Consider the following 18,029-nt stretch of genomic DNA (forward strand, 5'->3'; position numbering starts at 1 on the left):
TTCCTCCTAGTTAAACCATGATTCACGCGCTTTCATAATGAGCTGACCCGCACTCGCGGCATCCAAACCTTCAATATCAGCAATATCGTCAGTTGCCTGATCGGCCAGGTCATCTACAGTCACTACACCACGAGCGGCAAGTGAATAAGCAATCTCTCGTGTCATCCCTTCCATATTCAGAAGTTCTTCACTCGGATCTTGAATATTTTCCTGCTGTTTTAACGCATCCGCTAAAGCAGCTTCTTTGGCACGGCTTTGCAACAACTCGACCAGTTCGGTATCCAGCTCAATTTCATCGAAGGTTTCTGCTGGTACATAAGCCACTTCCTCAAGTGAAGTAAAGCCCATTTCAACCAGTGCCATCGCCAGGTCTTCTTCAATATCCAGACGTGAAACAAACATATCCAGATATTGCTGTGCTTCATTCTGCTGGCGAGCACGATACTCGTCTTCCAGCATCATATCCAGCTTGTAACCGGTAAGTTCTGAAGCAAGACGTACATTCTGGCCCTGTGAACCAATTGCACGAGCAAGCTGGTCACTGGTCGCAAAAATGATATCTGCACTATGTGTATCTTCATCCAGTACAATTCCAGAAACATCAGCCGGCTCTAGGGCACTGGCAATATACTGGGCCGGATCATCAGACCACACTACAACATCAATACGCTCACCGTTGAGCTCCTGCTGAACAGCCTGGATACGTGTACCACGCATACCAATACATGCACCCACCGGATCAATACGGTGGTCATTGGTTTTTACGGCAATTTTAGCACGAACACCAGGTTGACGTGCTGCTGCTTTAATCTCAATGATTTCTTCAGAGATTTCAGGAATCTCTTTTTTCATCAGGGCAATCAACATTTCAGGCTTGGCACGCGAAAGTAGAAGCTGAGCGCCACGGCCTTCACGGTTTACACTGTACAAAATGGCATTGATCCGCTGTTTTGGACGCAAAATCTCTTTAGCGATCATTTCTTCACGCGCCAGATAAGCTTCTGCATTATCTCCCAGATCAATGATAAAGCCATCTTTGGTCTGCTTCTTCACTTCACCGTAAATCAGCTCGCCTACTTTAGACTCATAAGCATCCGCAATGAGCGCACGCTCTGCTTCACGAATCTTTTGTACAATAACCTGTTTGGCAATTTGAGCTGCGATACGGCCAAATTCAATTGACTCGACTTCCAACTCCCGAATATCGCCAATTGACCATTTTGCTGGGTCTACATCGGAAATCGCATCTTGACATGCCGGCATTTCATGGTCTTCGTCTGCAACCACTTCCCATTGACGGAATGTACGATAATCCCCAGTCTTACGATCAATTTCAACACGTAAACGTGCTTCTTCTGCGGTGGTACCTTCGTAGAATTTTTTCTTCGTCGCTGCAACAAGCGCCTGCTCTAAAGCTTCGAAGATCGCTTCCCGACTAACACCTTTTTCATTACTGACCGTTTCAACAACGGTAAGAATTTCACGGCCCATAAGTCACCTATTAAATTGAATTCTTCTTAATGGAATTAATTTAGTCCTGATAGATCAAATTTGCTTTATCGATATTGTTGCTATCGATTTCGAGCACCTTGCTGCCTTCTACTTCTACCTGAATCTGTTCTTGCTCCAGGTCCACACTCACCAGTTTAGCTTGAAATTTACGGCGGTTATCAACAGCACTAATCAGACGTAGAGCCACCTGCTGACCAATATAAGCCGACATCTGTTCAAGCTGGAAAAATGGGCGATCCCATCCTGGTGAAGAGACTTCAAGTGAATATTCACCTGAGATTGGATCATGCACATCAAGAATTGCGCCCACTTGCTGGGTCACCCGGACACAGTCCTGCACACCAATTCCACGGCCCTGTTCCAGCTCACCGTCTTCATTCAGCACAGGTTCTGCATTTTCATCTACAGGTTTATCAATAAAGATGCGGACTAAAGAACGTTTGCCCTGAGGAAGGAATTCGATTCCCCACAACTCGACGTCACAGGCTTCGACCGCTGGTGCAATTAAATCATGGAGGGCTTGGGTTTTATTTGATAATTTCATTTACTCTCGTCTTCTCGTGCCATTCAACCGGTCAGTACGTTCTGACCGATGCAGACTGTTATAGTGAAGCATCACTATTTGACCAATTGATGTCGACACTACACGATAGCCAATAAAAAAGGGCGTCAATCGCCCCTATATTTTACACAGAAAACTAAAGTCCACTGTGCAAAAAGGCCCACCTATTTGTGAGCCCTCTTAGAAACTTGGTAGCGGGAGCTGGATTTGAACCAACGACCTTCGGGTTATGAGCCCGACGAGCTACCAGACTGCTCCATCCCGCATCAACGTGCAAAAATTATAAACGAATTTCAAAAAAAGTCAATCTGACTTACAAGAAACTCTCAACTGCTTTACACTGCAATTGAATTGGTAGCGGGAGCTGGATTTGAACCAACGACCTTCGGGTTATGAGCCCGACGAGCTACCAGACTGCTCCATCCCGCATCAATGTTTTCTGCTGCATGCATCAACGATCTGGTTTATCGTTGGTGCGGAAGGGGGGACTTGAACCCCCACGCCCGAAGGCACTACCACCTCAAGGTAGCGTGTCTACCAATTCCACCACCACCGCAGCAGGTCGCATTCTAGTAGCTTCCCTAGTAAAAGAAAAGCTTTAATTTAAATTATTCACCAGTTTTTGGTGCAGTTGGTGAAGTTTCAGGCGAAACCGGTTGCACAGGCGCACTGGTTTGTACACTTTGCAAGCTATAAGCAGCTGTAGTCTGTTTTTTTGCAAAGACTGCCAGGGTCAGGCTGGTTACAAAAAACAGTGCAGTTAAAATAGCGGTGAGCCGGGTCATGAAGTTACCAGACCCTGAAGCACCAAATACGGTTGCCGCACCACCGCCTCCAAAAGAAGCTCCGGCGTCAGCACCTTTACCATGCTGAACCAGGATCAGTCCAATCATCAAAACAGCCAGAATAATATGTATTACCAATACAAACGTATGCATGCCGAACTCCTCATTCTTTTATTTGGGCAAATGCCTGAGCAATTTTATGGAAGGACTCGGCGTTTAAGGAAGCCCCGCCAACCAGTGCCCCATTAATATCCGGACAGGCTGCCAGCTCTACTGCATTCTCAGGCTTAACACTGCCACCGTAGAGGATGGCTATATTAGAGCCAAGCGGGGTGATTTGGCAAAGTGCTTCACGAATTTTTTCATGCATGGCCTGTGCATCTGCGGCAGAGGCAGTCTTACCCGTACCAATTGCCCAGATCGGCTCATAAGCAATCATGATATTTTGCCATTGCCCGGCCTGTACAACTTCGGCAATGTCACAAATCTGTTGCAATACCACTTGTGCTGCCTGCCCTGCCTCACGCTGCTCCAGGCTTTCCCCTACACAATAAATAATTTTCAGACCGGCATTTAATGCATTTTTAATTTTTTCTTTTAAAATCTTTAGATCATCACCCAACAGTTCTCGACGCTCTGAATGGCCTATGAGCACCCAGTGAATCTGACTGTCTTTTAATAGCTCTGCACTAACTTCGCCGGTATACGCCCCAGTTCCTGCTATACGTGAGACATCTTGTGCCACTATATGCACCGGACTTGCAGCATTTCCAAGCTGCTGTTTTGCAGAGGTCAGCGCAATTGCCACAGGCGCTATCCCCAACTGACATTGCTCAGGACTGATGTGCTGTTCTATAAGTAATTGCTTAAATTGTTCAATGAGTTGCTGGGCATCTGCGTGCATTGGGTTCATTTTCCAATTACCAACAACCCAAGGAATAATTGTCGAACCCGACATACTTCTAACCTTTCATCAAAAATGCACCACATTCTACACGGAATTCATCTATTTGAAGATAAATTTCGTAACTCCATTGCTGCTATTAGGCTTTTAAAGTTAAGCTTATTGTTCTGTGATATGTCCTGACGTTCTATATAGAAAATTCTTCCTAAAGATAGCCATTGTTCAGGTTAAATACATGATTTCATACCAGAGCCTTTATTTAAACTGTGGTATTTTTCGGCAACAAAAGTATAATTTTACAGAGATCTATAAATCGTCGGTCATTTAAAGGCGCAATAAACAATGACAGTTAATTTTACTCCAAAGTTTTCCGGTTTTATTCGCCGTCTGGTTGAGGATAACCACGTGTCTGCTGCTGAAATGCAGAATGCGGTCGATACTGCTAAAAGAAACCGGCAGGATATCGTGCCTTATCTGATCGATCATTTTAAGCTTTCACCCTTACTGATTGCAGAATTTATCTCGATTGAATTTGGTGAAGCTTTATTCGATTTGGCTGTTTACGATACTGTCCAGATTCCACGAGATGTAGTTGATGAGAAACTGATACTCAAGCATCGGGTCTTGCCCCTCATTAAGCGTGGTCATACTCTGTTTGTTGCTACCAGTAATCCCACCAATATTGAAGCTTTAGAAGCTATCCGGTTTAACAGTAAACTGAATATTGAAGTTGTTATTGTCGAGCATGACAAACTGCAGCGTACTATTGAGCAGAATTTTTCTGAAGAAAGCAATTTTGATTTTGGTGATGAAGAACTCAATATTGATGTTTCAACCAGCAATTTAGATGAGGACGACAGTCAAGATAATGCGCCTCAGGAAGAAGAAGCTCCAATTGTTAAATATATTAACAAGTTATTGGTAGATGCCATTCGTATTGGTGCATCAGACTTACATTTCGAGCCTTATGAAAAATATTACCGAGTACGTTACCGGGTCGATGGCGTGTTAAGACAGGTGGCAACACCACCTTTACAGCTGGCCACCCGACTGGCTTCACGTTTAAAGGTTATGTCACAGATGGATATTTCCGAAAAGCGCGTTCCCCAAGATGGCCGGATCAAATTAAAACTCTCTAAGACCAAAGCTATTGATTTCCGTGTGAACTCACTGCCTACACTATTTGGAGAAAAACTGGTTCTGCGTATTTTGGATCCGTCCAGCGCCATGCTGGGTATTGATGCATTAGGCTATGAACCCGAGCAAAAAGCCCTGTTTATAGAAGCTTTAGAAAAGCCGCAAGGTATGTTACTCATTACCGGGCCTACCGGTTCCGGTAAAACCGTATCGCTTTATACAGGCCTCAATATTTTAAACCGTGAGGATACCAATATTTCAACTGCCGAAGACCCGGTAGAAATTAATCTTGAAGGTATTAACCAGGTCAATGTGAATAATAAAGTCGGGTTAAGCTTCTCTGCCGCGCTAAAGTCATTCCTGCGTCAGGATCCAGATATTATTATGGTAGGTGAGATTCGTGACTTGGAAACAGCAGAGATTGCCATTAAAGCAGCTCAGACCGGTCACATGGTTATGTCTACCCTGCATACCAACAGCGCTCCTGAAACATTAACACGCCTAAGAAATATGGGCGTAGCAGCATTTAATATTGCCACTTCAGTTAATCTGGTCATTGCACAGCGTCTAGCTCGACGTTTATGCAACCAGTGCAAGGTACCAGCAGAGATTCCTAGAAATAGTCTGCTTGAGATGGGCTTTACCGAAGATGACTTGGCCAACCCTGATTTTCAGGTTTATCAACCTGTCGGTTGCCCGGAATGTCGTGATGGTTATCGGGGTCGTGTGGGTATCTATGAAGTAATGAAAGTTACACCGGAAATTTCAAAAATTATTATGGAAGACGGTAACGCCCTTGAAATAGCAGCAACAGCAGCACGCCTGGGTTTTGATAACTTGCGTCGTTCTGGCCTAAAGAAAGTCATGCAAGGTGTAACCTCTTTACAAGAAATTAACCGTGTGACCAGTGAATAAAGTCAGCATTTAAAAATAAGGATAAAGCAATGGCAGTCAAAAAAGCACAAATGATGCCGACTTTTGCTTATGACGGCGTCGACCGTAAAGGAATTAAAGTTAAAGGGGAGCTGACAGCCAAGAATATGGCGTTGGCTAAGGTGACTTTGCGCAAGCAAGGAATAACTATCAAAACCATTCGGGAAAAACGTCGCAATATTCTAGAAGGCTTGATGAAGAAAAGGGTTTCTACACTAGATATCACTATCTTTACACGTCAGTTGGCCACCATGATGAAAGCGGGTGTGCCCCTTGTACAAGGCTTTGAAATTGTCGCTGAAGGTCTCGAAAATCCGGCTATGCGTGAAGTGGTTTTGGGTATTAAGGCTGAAGTTGAAGGAGGCAATACATTTGCCGGTGCACTGCGTAAATATCCCCAATATTTTGATAACCTGTTCTGCTCACTGGTCGAATCTGGTGAACAGTCTGGTGCACTTGAGACCATGCTCGACCGGGTGGCCATCTATAAAGAAAAGAGTGAACTTCTCAAGCAGAAAATTAAAAAGGCGATGAAATATCCCGCCACAGTTATTGTGGTTGCGGTGATTGTAACGATTATTCTGATGGTTAAGGTAGTTCCGGTATTCCAGGACCTGTTTAGCTCGTTTGGTGCAGATCTGCCTGCATTTACCCAGATGGTTGTCAATATGTCGAACTGGATGCAGAAGTACTGGTTTATTCTCATTATCGCAATTGCTGCTCTTATTTTCGGTTTTCTTGAAGCCAAAAAGCGGAGCCAGAAGTTCCGTGATGCGCTTGACAGAATGGCTCTTAAACTGCCAATTTTTGGTGATCTGGTCTATAAAGCAATTATTGCCCGTTATAGCCGTACGCTAGCAACCACATTTGCAGCCGGCGTACCACTTATTGATGCGCTGGAATCTACTGCAGGTGCAACTAATAATGTAATTTATGAGCAGGCTGTCATGAAAATCCGGGAAGATGTAGCAACCGGTCAGCAGCTTCAGTTTGCTATGCGTGCCTCTAACCGTTTTCCGCCTATGGCAGTACAGATGGTTGCCATTGGAGAAGAATCGGGCGCCCTTGATGCCATGTTAGATAAAGTCGCGACACATTTTGAAAATGAAGTTGACAATGCCGTTGACGGTCTGACTTCCATGATGGAACCCCTGATTATGGCAATTCTGGGTGTATTAGTGGGTGGCCTTGTGATCGCCATGTATCTGCCAATTTTCCAGATGGGTTCAGTTGTTTAATGCAAGAATTAATTACCTTATTAAGTAATAACCCGACTGCGCTCTACATTGTGGTTGGGCTTTTCAGTCTATGTATTGGCAGTTTTTTAAATGTCGTTATTCTTCGCACTCCTAAAATGATGGAGCAGGAATGGCGCAATGAATGTCAGTTGTTGCTTCATCCAGATCAGCCCCTAATTGATGAAACAAAACTCACGCTCAGCTATCCGGCTTCTACCTGTCCCAACTGTCATACGCCGATTCGCTGGTATCAGAATCTGCCTTTAGTCAGCTGGCTGCTACTCAGAGGCAAATGTGGTCAATGCCAGAATCCGATCAGTATCCGTTACCCTCTAGTTGAACTTTTAACTGCTCTGTGTTCACTTATTGTAGTAGCTGTCTATGGCCCTACCCTGCAAATGCTATTTGGTCTGTTACTGACTTGGGCATTAATTACCCTGACCTTCATCGATTTTGATACACAACTGCTTCCAGACCGGTATACCCTGCCGCTTGCCGCCCTAGGCCTAGCTCTGAACAGTTATGCATTATATACCTCGGCAAGCTCTGCTATTTGGGGTTATGTGATTGGGTTTTTATGCTTATGGATTGTATATTATCTGTTTAAAGTCATCACCGGTAAAGAAGGCATGGGATACGGGGACTTTAAGTTACTGGCCGCACTCGGAGCCTGGATGGGTCCTTTAATGCTGCCTTTAATTGTGCTACTTTCATCTTTAGTCGGGGCAATTATTGGTATCGTACTGCTCAAGATTCGCAAGGAAAACCAGCCTTTTGCCTTTGGTCCCTATATTGCGATTGCCGGCTGGATCGCTTTTTTATGGGGTGAGCAAATTATGAAAATTTATCTGGGAGGCTGATATGACATTTATCTTGGGGTTAACAGGAGGAATAGGCAGTGGAAAGTCAGCTGCCAGCCAGTGGTTTGAGTCTCAAGGTATACAGGTCGTAGATGCCGATGTAGTAGCACGTGAAGTGGTACAGCGTGGCCAGCCAGCACTGGCACAAATTCATGATGCTTTTGGTGACTGGGTGTTACAAGAAGATGGCGAGTTAAACCGGCGGGCATTGCGTGAACATATTTTCAAGCTACCGGAAGCGCGTCAGACTCTGGAAGGAATTACCCATCCTGCTATCCGCCAGGCGTTAATCCAGCAGCTACAGGCTGCCCAAAGTCCTTATGCCATACTGGTTTCTCCTCTTTTATTTGAAACCAATCAGCATGAACTTGCCCAGCATACACTTTTAGTCGATACCAGCGAAGATATTCAGATTATGCGTGCCTGTGCGCGTGACCAGCAGTCTGAGGAGCAGATCCGTCAGATCATTGCCGCACAGATGCCTCGCTCACAAAAACAGACTCTCGCTCATGATATTGTAACCAATGATGGCCATCTGGAGCATCTATATGCTCAATTACAGCCTCTTCATCAGCTTTACCTCATCAAGGCCGAAAAGCTAAAAGCAGATTAGGAGATGCGAGAGTCTGAACCAGAACCTTTTTTCTGGTTTTCCAGCTGCGCCTGTAAAGTATCTTTGCGGAACCAGCGCCATGGCTGTAAAGCTCCAAAACTCATCCCGATTAATCCAGCAAGCACAGAGAGACTTAATGATTCGCCGAGCAATGGTATAGCAAGCAAGGCTGCAATAAAAGGTGCCAGAGTTACAATACTTCCAGTTTTAAAAGCCCCTAAACGCTCAATGGCTGCCACATAAGTCAGGGTAGCAATGATTACCACAAAAACGCCGTGGAAAAGTGTCTGGATAACCAGATGCAGAGGTTCTGGCTCACTGAGATGTTTAGGTATAAATAACAAGTAAATTGGAACATAGATAAGGGCTGACCAAATTACGACGCTCGCCATAGAGTGCCACGCAGACAGCTTCCATTGCTTGAGCAGTACAGTAAATACGCCCCACCAGATGGCACTGGTAAATAGAAGGATATCTCCTATACCAAATGCATGACTGCTTGAGCGTGAAATCAGATAACTCATGACAGCTAAAGCAAGTAGCATAATGCCAAGACTTAGCCAGGTATGCTGATCAAAAGGCTGTTTAAATAAAATCCATGCTGCTACAGCAGTGGTTAGTGGAATACAACCGTTGAGAAAAATCGCGGCATGGGCAGCAGGAGCATACAAAAATGCTGTATACACTGTTAAGCAGTACCCTAAGCCGCCAATCAGTGCCAACAGAACAGACTGCCTCGTCCATAAAAATGCCGTATCTTTTTTATACAGCAGAATAGGCATGAGAATGAGAAAGGCCAGACCGAAACGTAAGGCCGTAATATCCCAAGGACTGATATGCCACTGGGCATTTAAACGGGAGAATAAAGTGAAACCGCCCCAGATACACATGGTAATCGCCACAAACAGATAACCTTGAACCCGGGGAGTCATACTGAATCCTTTTAATTAATCAACTTATAAACTTTTAGCATTACGCTGACGACAGGCTTCATAGAGCGCCATACCGGTTGCCACACTGACATTTAAACTTTGCAGATTTCCAGCCATCGGAATGTAAACCTTGTGGTCGCACTGTGCCTGGGTGATAGGTCTTAAACCGGTATCTTCAGCACCCATTACAATCACTATAGGTCCGGTCAGGTCACATTGCTGAAGCGGCAATGCTTGTTCGTCGAGCATGGTTCCTATTACTCGTACTTGTGAATGCTCTTTCATCTGTGCAAGCGTACGGGCCAAATTGGTAACCTGAATGAACTTGACTTTCTCCGCCCCACCGGCTGCCACTTTCCGTGCCGTCGGTGTCAGACTGGCTGAACGGTCACGTGGCACAATAACTGCCTGTACACCCATTGCTGCGGCTGTACGGATACAGGCCCCCAAGTTATGCGGATCAGTTACCTGATCCAGGGCCAGCAATAGAACATCCGGTGTTTGTTCAAGTAACTGTTCTAGATCTTTTTCATTCATAACCGGATGTGGACGGACAGCAGCCACAACCCCCTGATGAAAGGGTAACCCGGCCAGCTTTTCAAGACTGTCCCGGCTGGCTTTTTGCACGCTAATTCCGAAAGGTTCAGCCAGTTCCAGAATCTTTTGCAAACGCTGGTCTTCACGCCCTTTTAGTGTAAACAGGGTCAGAACCCGTTCTGGCTCCAGTTCTAATAATGACTCCACTGCATGAACGCCATAATAATATTCAGGTTTCGCCATGAACGACCTCTAAGCTGGTGACTTGTGAAAAACAAAAATCCTGCAAAGTAACTTCGCAGGATCTCCTATATCAGTCTAGTGTACCTGATTTATTGCAGAATGCTTAGCCTTCTAGGTGGCAAACATAATCAAGCACATCATCAGTTTCAATTTTAAAGGTGCTGTTACCTGGTACATAAAAAGACTGACCGGCGCGGAACAGTTCAGCCTCTTCATTATTGGCAATTTTAACACGGCATTCACCAGAGATAATCTCCATACGCTCAGGCACATGGGTTTCAAAGGTAAGCGGCTGCTCTGTCGGTAAAATGACCCCCAGAGTTTTTTTAGTACCGTCTTCAAATAAAATTGTATGGCTAATACACGAACCACCAAAATAGACATTTGATTTTTTTATTACTGATACATGATCAAACTGTGCTGACATGCGTATTCTCCAGATAATGCGCATTTATATACGTTATGATTGCGGTAGTTTAATTGCGGCGGCGCAACTAATCAATTGCCGTTTCAACAGGAAAAATCAATATTTTCCATTCCTTGCCGTTCAGTTTATTCAGATCTACAGGCAGCCTTAAACCAATAGTTGAAAGATCCAGCATAACGGTTGATGAGCGACCATTTTTTATCATTCTCTGTCTATAACTTACTATGATATTGTGTCTGCTATATTTGTTGCACTTATGGTTATACAGATAAAATTTTGAGTTAAACATCTAATTCATCATTACATTTTTGATCAAACCGTATTTTTCATTTTGTAATTCTAACCATCAACAATATATGACTGGCATAACAACAATGGAACACTGATCTTTGCTGGCAATATATTCTCTTAATTAGTTTTCAGTATTGTTAAAGCGAATACAGCTTTTTGCCAAGAACAGAACAACTGTATTTACAAAATTTTTATTCGCATATTTATTTTAAGATCGCGTTATCATATTTTGAATGTCTTAAAATAAAAGCCATCTTGTGACCACAACAAAACTTGACTATCTTAGACACAAACCTTTCGCAGCCTGGATGCGTTTATGCTGACACATTTAACACTGATCAATTTTGCGCTTGCTGACCATCTAGCCCTTGATATTGAACAAGGTTTTAACGTACTCACAGGTGAGACCGGTGCTGGTAAATCCTTATTACTTGATGCGCTTTCTGCCTGCCTCGGTGAACGTACCGATACCAACTATGTTCGTTATGGCACAGACAAGGCCGACATTACTGCCGTCTTCAGCTACCAGCCAGATAGCCCTGAAGCAGGGTGGCTCAGTGCGCATGAGTTAAATGATGAATCAGGTGAAATACATTTACGCCGGGTAATTTTTGCTACAGGCCGCAGTAAAGCCTGGATCAATGGCCGCCCGAGCAGCCTATCTGAACTGAAAGAAATTGGACGTCTTCTGGTTCAGCTTTATAGCCAGCATAGTCAGCAGCAGCTTCTGGAACCACCTTATCCACGCAAGTGGCTAGACCGCTACAGTAATTTTTATAATGAGGCCCAGCAAGTACGTGATGCATATAGCCAGTGGCAGAAGAATATTCGCCAGCATCAGGCTGCGCTTGAAGCACAGGCTAGCCGATTACAGCGGATCAGTACGCTGGAGCTACAGCTTGAAGAACTTGAAGATATAGTTGCTATTCACTATAAAGAAATAGAGCAGGAATTTGACCGTCTCAGCCATCATGAACATATTATGCAGGACTGCGCTTACAGCCTGAATATACTCGATGAAGCAGAATCCAATCTTTCTCAGGAGCTCTCTTCGGTAATTCGCCGGCTGGAAACACATGCTGGGCGTAGTGAACAGCTATCCAGTATTTATAATGCATTATTAAATGCGCAAAGTGAACTAGATGAAGGGACAGCGCAGCTACGCCAGTTTATTGACCGGCAGAGCTTTGATCCAGAACGTATGGAAGAGTTGAATGCCCAGCTTGAAATTTTTCATCGTTTGGCCCGTAAGTATAGAACCCAGCCAGAGCAGCTAAAAGAAGAATATGAACTCTGGCAGCAGGAACTGGAAAAACTGCAACAGCTCGATGACCCAGAAATGCTGGCCGAACAGGTTGAACACGCTCATCAGGACTTTTTGCAGAAGGCTGAGCATCTGGACCAGATTCGACGTGAAGCCGCGATACCACTTGCCAAACAGCTGACTGAACAGGTAAAACCACTGGCCCTGCCCGAAGCTTATTTTGAATTCCGTTTTGATGCACTGGAACAGCCTACTGCAGAAGGCCTGAGCTTTATCCAGTTACTGTTTACCGCCAATAAAGGCATACCGGCCCAACCACTGGCACGGGTAGCTTCAGGAGGTGAGCTGTCACGTATTGCACTGGTAATGCAGGTGATGAATGCCGAGAAAACTGAAGCTGAGGTTCTAGTGTTTGATGAAATCGATGTCGGGATCAGCGGCGGTACTGCCGAGATTGTAGGACGACTGCTTGGAGGGCTGGCACAGCATGTACAAATTCTGTGTATTACCCATCAGGCCCAAGTGGCGGCTCAATCTGACCAGCATCTTCTGGTAAAGAAACTGCAGACTGATCCGGCCAGCAGTACCATCATTGAACTGGATGAAGATGAAAGGATTCAGGAACTGGCCCGTATGACAGGTGGCGTTGAAATTAGTAACACCACCTTGCAGCATGCCAGACAGTTGCGTCAGCTTAAATTCCAGCAGGCTTAATAGATAATATCTTTTAGCAATCAGCAGCCAGTTTGAGCTCTTGATTTTTATAAAATCGCCACAACTATCTTCAAGCAGCAGCTTTTATATTCTAGTCTGTCCCCATTCTGCAAGCCTTGAATAGACAGTATTTAAGGCTACATCTGACCAATAAGTTTCTGCTTTTTTGCTGAAAGGCACAGATGCTTACGTGCAGAGGATTGTATTCTCGACAGTAGTCACTTATAAGTGAAGAGACCATACTCTGTAATTTTATTGAAATTTATCTTTTTGCCTCAATTTTTGTCCAGACAAAACTTTATGCTGACAATTTAGGAGAACAGCTTAGGTGACCAAACAATATTTGACGCATCGTTGTCTTATCGCTCCTCCAGAAATTGCCGATGATTTCTTTGCTCATACGGTCATCTATCTGGCTCGACATGATGAAGACGGCGCACAAGGGATCATTATCAACCGACCTGCTGGCATTCAGATCAAGGAATTGTTGAATGACTTGGAAATTGATGCAGATAATGTCCAACCTCATGATGTGCTTCAAGGCGGTCCATTGCGCCCGGAGGCAGGTTTCGTTTTACATACCGGTCAACCCGTTTGGCATTCGTCTATTGCTATTGGTGAAAATGTTTGTATCACCACTAGTAAAGACATTCTGGATGCAATTGCACACAATGAAGGAGTGGACCGTTACCAGATAGCGCTGGGTTATGCCAGTTGGAGCAAAAATCAACTTGAAGAAGAGATTGCACGCGGTGACTGGCTCATCTGTGATGCAGATATGGACTTGATTTTTAATCTGCCTTACGATGACCGCTGGGACGCTGCCTATAAAAAAATGGGCCTAGACCGTACCTGGCTAGCTTCCGAGATTGGTCATGCCTGATGCCTCTCATCCGGGCCTGATTATGGCTTTTGACTTTGGCACTCAGAAAATGGGCATGGCTATCGGACAGGCAGCTATTCAGAGTGCTAATCCCTTGACGCTCTTCCCGATGAAGGATGGAATCCCGAATTGGGAACATTTGCTGAAGATTGTCAAAGAATGGCAACCGGACCTGTTTCTGGTCGGTTTACCCTTAAACATGGATGAGAGTGAGTCAGAACTTTCTGCCCGTGCCCGCAAGTTTGCACGGCGACTGCGTCATCAGACCAATATTGAGACCCTGATGGTGGATGAGCGTCTAACGACTCGTGAAGCCCGTAGTGAACTGAATCAGTATCAGGCTCAGGGTGGGAACCGTAAACTTGCGGCTGACAGTATTGCAGCTGCCCTGCTGATTGAAAGCTGGTATCGGGAACCAGATGGACTTAAGCCCTGATATTTTATCTTCTATAAAAAAAGAAGAGTAATACTCTTCTTTTTAATGATTTTTGCCAAGACCGGTCAAATATGATCTTTGGCTTCAATGATTCGTACTGTTGCGGTACGGCCTGATACCAGGGTTAACCGGTTTTCTGGCAATTTATCAATCATGATTTTGACCGGTACCCGCTGTGCCAGACGCACCCAGCTAAATGTAGGGTTGACGTTGGCCAGCAGGTTAGAACTGTTGCCACGCTCACGGTCCTCAATTCCTGTTGCTATACCCTGCACATGACCATAAATCTTTTCCGAATCTCCCATGAGCTGTACTGTGGCTTTATCTCCCACATGTATTCTGTCAAGTTTGGTCTCTTCAAAATAACCGACCACATAGAGCTGCTGGCGGTCGACCAGGGCAGCCACTGCCTGTCCAGATTTCACGTAATTACCAGGACGCATATCGAAATTGGATAAAGTGCCGTCTGCCGGTGCAATAACTGCTGAGCGGTGCAGGTTGAGTTCAGCCAGATGTACCTGGCTGGTGGCAGCTTCAATCAATGCTTTCTGCTGACGGATAGTGGCCTGCGCCTGCTGAATAGCAGCCTGCATCTGTTCATGCTCAGCACGCGCCTGGTCACGCACTGCGAACATCTGGTCTTGTTCCTGCTTGGAAATTGCACCATTCATTAGGCTGGCATAACGCTGTGCATTTTTCTCTGCCAGCCGGATATTGGCTTGAGACTTGATTGAGTTGGCATGTGACTGGGCTAGAGCAGCTTCAGCTTCGGCCAGCCCTGCCCTGGCTTTAGCCAGATCAGATTTAGCCTGTTCAACATCTAGCGCCTGACGGGCGACATCTATTTTAAACAAGACCTGACCTTTTTTTACCGTCTGGTTATCTTGTACCAGAACTTCTGTGACCAGTCCGGAAACATCTGAAGAAACCTGCATCACATCACCCTTCACCCGACCGTCACGGGTCCAGGGTGCAGCATTATAGTAGTTCCATAAATGTATAATGGCATAGAGAGCAACTGCCGCCACCAGCAGCAGAGATAAGGGACGAAGCAGCTTGCGCGCATCAAATGAGTTCATCACGGTCAACCTATCACCAGAGAAAATCAAGCAGAAAAATAAAGAAAGAGCCAGTGGATACAGAGCAGTAGCACTAGATACCAGCAAAGATGAAATATGCCTGGCCACATAATCCAGTCATTTGTAACCCAGCGATGGGTAAATACATCTGTAAGCTTGAGTAATCCGTAAGCCAAAATCGCCTGTATCAGCAGAATCGGAACATAAAGTCCATAAATATTGACTTCACCCATCTCAAGCTCCTGCCATATTAAAATGTGGTTGTGTATTGCTTATCCCGATATGGCAAATACTGCACTGGATATTGTTCAGTGAAATTAGCAGTCGAAGTCGCAGCTCATTATCTTCAACATTTGTGGCAAGTAAACGTAACTCTTGGAGCTGCCGTACAAGTTCAGTGGATGGTACAGCGTTCCACAAGCCTGCCTGCTCACGTAGTTCAAAATAGTGCTCGAGCTGCTGGCCCAGCTGTGCAATCTGTTTCACCAGCAGCTCATGATCAGATAACTGACCTGCCAGTTCCTGCAGCCGGCTTAAATCGACAATCGCACTACATTCAACCAGTGCTGCATTAATCGAAGAACGAATCTCAGATGACTGAACCATTTTGGTATTCAGTACACCGATTCGGTCGAGCATACTTCTAAGATGAATCCTGAACTGGGTACCATAAGGCAATACAAGTGCTTGGTGCATGGCTTTACTATGCAGGGCCAGTATTCGTGTTGCGCTGGTTTCTGGTGACATGGCGCGTACAAAATAGATCACAATCAGTGAGACCAGAACACCCAGAATCATGGCAAAAGAGCTGTCAAAATAGGTCACTGCATCCATATTGTAAGAATTACGCAAATTTAGCCCCATCATGGTATTAATACCCAGTACCATTCCTACTGGCATCAGAGAAGGATTGGCCATCATGGATACAGAAAACAGGAACATGGGCAGAAGCACCAGTGCCAGCTCCCAAAACGCCGTAATATGTGGAAAAATACCAAAGGCATATACAAACACCAGCCCAGCCGAAACCAGACTGCCCCAGATAAAGATACGCAGCACGGGTACCGGGTTATCAAGTGCTGTCAAAATACATGCTGTTACTGCCCCCATCTGTGCCATCATGAAGCCCATGCGCCAGCCAGAAAGGATCCAGAGCGCACAAACGATCAGTGTAATCAGAAAAGCGCTGACTCCTCCGCGCACTGCCACGCCATAATCACGATGTAAACTCGGATAAGTTGTAGTAATTGGAGTAATACTCTCAGGGATATTTTTCTCACCTGCCTGAATCAGCCCCCACAATAATTTAACCGTCCGGATATTATGAATAAAATGCCGGATGTCCATTTTTATACTGCTTAAAACGATATATTGTTCAGGGTTAACATCTCGCAGCAATTCATTGAAGTCAGCCTCGAACTCTGCAGGCAATTCAGTCAGTTGGCTCTCGGCTACAGGCTGCTTTTGATTTAGAAAATTCAGCACATGCTGCTGAAGTTTTTCCAGATACTCAGATTTTTTAAAATCAAGTTGATGAAGCTGTTCGCGCTTTTCCGACATGGCGACCAGATTGGCAATTACCATGGACATTTGATGCAGCATTTCCTGCAACTGTTTGGTCATGCCCTGCAATTCACCCTTCTCGTAAGACAAGTGCACAGCAAGTGCATGAATATCACTACTGTCACGGGTTATTCCAGCCAGCAGTTCGCTATAGTTCTGGTCTGGATGCGGATTTTTCAATAAATTACTAAACAGGTTTTCAGTATCATTCAGAAGTTTAGTGACACGCTGCCTGATGACCGAGCCAATATGTATCGGTAAAACTGTCGCTGAGACCACAGCATGGGCAATCACCCCGATTGAAATTTCTAGTACCCGAGCCAAAGCCAGATCAAAGATGTTATAGCTGTCTATATAGCCAATCGCATTACATACGATCATGGCAGTAGAATAACCGGCCAGCATAAATACATAACTGCGCGGTGTACGGTCCAAAAGAGAAATATAAAGTGCAAAACCGACCCATAGCGCCAGTATAATAGAAAATAGCCACGGTGTATTGATCAGGGGTGGAGTCAATAGCAATGCGATTATTGCCCCGGCAACCGTTCCGATAAGCCGGTATACACATTTGGAAGAGACCATGCCTGAGAATGGACTGGCAATAATCATCACTGTACCAATCGACCACATCGGGTTAATCAGATCCAGACGAAAAGATACAAATAGAGCCAGCATGCCAGCAATAAAAGTTTTAAGCGCAAAAGTCAGTTCCATCCGGCCCGGACGAAAGGCCAAGATTTGTTTAAATAGCATGTGGTATCTCGAAAATAGAAATCCGTTTTAAGGCGTACTTCCAAGTCAACAACAACTTACCCTTGCCTAGACCTGCTAAATATCGCACATGGCAGGGCCCTAGCTTTTAAGCCCTGATATAGATATTGCAGCAGTCAACACATCCCCGTTTTAAAAGCAGGATCAATGTTCAGGTAAGTTTTCTTTCAGACGAAAGAAAAGGAGAGAATAAACAGCACTTATTTTAATCTTGATAGTTTCTAAATAAGATACTTAATGTGAGTATTTTTTCAAATAAACACGAAATAGTCAATAAAGTATCTTATTATGATAATAAATAAATTATTTTGATTACTAGTTATTCCTTAAGCGTACTTTAAT

General features: G+C 44.8%; 18 protein-coding genes and 3 tRNA genes. 7 read left to right on the forward strand and 14 right to left on the reverse strand.

The features are described from left to right. Positions 1-6 precede the first annotated feature (6 nt). The 7 genes from nusA to tpiA form a co-directional block, all read right to left on the reverse strand. Positions 7-1,491, reverse strand: coding sequence for a transcription termination factor NusA (gene nusA, locus B3X18_RS01775; protein ID WP_005016980.1), 1,485 nt, complete (start codon positions 1,489-1,491; stop codon positions 7-9). Positions 1,492-1,531: 40 nt separating this feature from the next. Then, on the reverse strand, positions 1,532-2,056 hold the full coding sequence (gene rimP / locus B3X18_RS01780; protein ID WP_005016981.1) for a ribosome maturation factor RimP: 525 nt from the start codon (positions 2,054-2,056) through the stop codon (positions 1,532-1,534). 207 nt (positions 2,057-2,263) lie between these two features. Next, positions 2,264-2,340, reverse strand: a tRNA-Met gene (locus tag B3X18_RS01785). Between the two features lie 86 nt (positions 2,341-2,426). After that, positions 2,427-2,503 (reverse strand) — tRNA-Met (locus B3X18_RS01790). A 42-nt stretch (positions 2,504-2,545) separates the two neighbouring features. Beyond that, positions 2,546-2,630, reverse strand: a tRNA-Leu gene (locus B3X18_RS01795). A 52-nt stretch (positions 2,631-2,682) separates the two neighbouring features. After that, positions 2,683-3,012, reverse strand: coding sequence for a preprotein translocase subunit SecG (gene secG, locus B3X18_RS01800; protein ID WP_005023077.1), 330 nt, complete (start codon positions 3,010-3,012; stop codon positions 2,683-2,685). A 10-nt stretch (positions 3,013-3,022) separates the two neighbouring features. Next, on the reverse strand, positions 3,023-3,817 hold the full coding sequence (gene tpiA, locus B3X18_RS01805) for a triose-phosphate isomerase (protein WP_005023075.1): 795 nt from the start codon (positions 3,815-3,817) through the stop codon (positions 3,023-3,025). Positions 3,818-4,105: 288 nt separating this feature from the next. Between tpiA and pilB the strand changes: the two genes are divergently transcribed. Genes pilB through coaE form a run of 4 tightly spaced genes read left to right on the forward strand, consistent with a single transcriptional unit; the run spans position 4,106 to position 8,544 of the window. After that, positions 4,106-5,815, forward strand: coding sequence for a type IV-A pilus assembly ATPase PilB (pilB, locus tag B3X18_RS01810; protein ID WP_005023073.1), 1,710 nt, complete (start codon positions 4,106-4,108; stop codon positions 5,813-5,815). A gap of 29 nt (positions 5,816-5,844) precedes the next feature. Next, positions 5,845-7,071, forward strand: coding sequence for a type II secretion system F family protein (locus B3X18_RS01815; protein ID WP_005016988.1), 1,227 nt, complete (start codon positions 5,845-5,847; stop codon positions 7,069-7,071). After that, positions 7,071-7,931, forward strand: a complete 861-nt coding sequence (locus B3X18_RS01820; protein WP_005016989.1) for a prepilin peptidase — start codon at positions 7,071-7,073, stop codon at positions 7,929-7,931. Before B3X18_RS01815 ends, B3X18_RS01820 begins: the two co-directional genes overlap by 1 nt. A gap of 1 nt (position 7,932) precedes the next feature. Continuing rightward, complete coding sequence (coaE, locus tag B3X18_RS01825; protein ID WP_005016991.1) at positions 7,933-8,544, forward strand: dephospho-CoA kinase; 612 nt, start codon at positions 7,933-7,935, stop codon at positions 8,542-8,544. Here coaE and B3X18_RS01830 read toward each other — a convergent pair. The 4 genes from B3X18_RS01830 to B3X18_RS01845 form a co-directional block, all read right to left on the reverse strand. Then, positions 8,541-9,476: a DMT family transporter gene (locus tag B3X18_RS01830; RefSeq protein ID WP_005016993.1), complete on the reverse strand. Its 936-nt coding sequence runs from the start codon at positions 9,474-9,476 to the stop codon at positions 8,541-8,543. The genes coaE and B3X18_RS01830 overlap by 4 nt on opposite strands. A gap of 24 nt (positions 9,477-9,500) precedes the next feature. Beyond that, positions 9,501-10,256, reverse strand: coding sequence for a 23S rRNA (guanosine(2251)-2'-O)-methyltransferase RlmB (gene rlmB / locus B3X18_RS01835; protein WP_005016996.1), 756 nt, complete (start codon positions 10,254-10,256; stop codon positions 9,501-9,503). A gap of 103 nt (positions 10,257-10,359) precedes the next feature. Continuing rightward, positions 10,360-10,683 carry a pyrimidine/purine nucleoside phosphorylase gene (locus B3X18_RS01840; RefSeq protein ID WP_005016998.1) on the reverse strand — a complete coding sequence of 108 codons (324 nt, stop codon included), beginning with the start codon at positions 10,681-10,683 and terminating at the stop codon, positions 10,360-10,362. A 67-nt stretch (positions 10,684-10,750) separates the two neighbouring features. Next, positions 10,751-10,888, reverse strand: coding sequence for a hypothetical protein (locus B3X18_RS01845; protein WP_005405738.1), 138 nt, complete (start codon positions 10,886-10,888; stop codon positions 10,751-10,753). Positions 10,889-11,290: 402 nt separating this feature from the next. On the opposite strand from B3X18_RS01845, the gene recN reads away from it, so the two are divergent. From recN to ruvX, 3 genes are all read left to right on the forward strand, one after another. Further along, a complete protein-coding gene (gene recN / locus B3X18_RS01850) occupies positions 11,291-12,952 on the forward strand; it encodes a DNA repair protein RecN (RefSeq protein ID WP_005023065.1) in 1,662 nt (553 codons plus the stop codon). A gap of 328 nt (positions 12,953-13,280) precedes the next feature. Continuing rightward, entirely contained in the window at positions 13,281-13,835 is a 555-nt protein-coding gene (locus tag B3X18_RS01855) for a YqgE/AlgH family protein (protein WP_005017002.1), read from the forward strand. After that, positions 13,828-14,271, forward strand: coding sequence for a Holliday junction resolvase RuvX (gene ruvX / locus B3X18_RS01860; protein WP_005023063.1), 444 nt, complete (start codon positions 13,828-13,830; stop codon positions 14,269-14,271). Before B3X18_RS01855 ends, ruvX begins: the two co-directional genes overlap by 8 nt. Positions 14,272-14,336: 65 nt before the next feature. Here ruvX and B3X18_RS01865 read toward each other — a convergent pair whose 3' ends face one another. From B3X18_RS01865 to B3X18_RS01875, 3 genes are read right to left on the reverse strand one after another with little or no spacing between them, the layout of a single operon-like run. After that, entirely contained in the window at positions 14,337-15,350 is a 1,014-nt protein-coding gene (locus tag B3X18_RS01865; RefSeq protein ID WP_005023060.1) for an HlyD family secretion protein, read from the reverse strand. 26 nt (positions 15,351-15,376) lie between these two features. Beyond that, complete coding sequence (locus B3X18_RS01870) at positions 15,377-15,583, reverse strand: DUF1656 domain-containing protein (protein ID WP_286935085.1); 207 nt, start codon at positions 15,581-15,583, stop codon at positions 15,377-15,379. A gap of 1 nt (position 15,584) precedes the next feature. After that, positions 15,585-17,669, reverse strand: coding sequence for an FUSC family protein (locus tag B3X18_RS01875; protein WP_005023056.1), 2,085 nt, complete (start codon positions 17,667-17,669; stop codon positions 15,585-15,587). Positions 17,670-18,029: the final 360 nt, after the last annotated feature.

Origin of the sequence: Acinetobacter sp. UBA6571, assembly GCF_002434085.1 — a bacterium.
GTDB lineage: Bacteria > Pseudomonadota > Gammaproteobacteria > Pseudomonadales > Moraxellaceae > Acinetobacter > Acinetobacter radioresistens.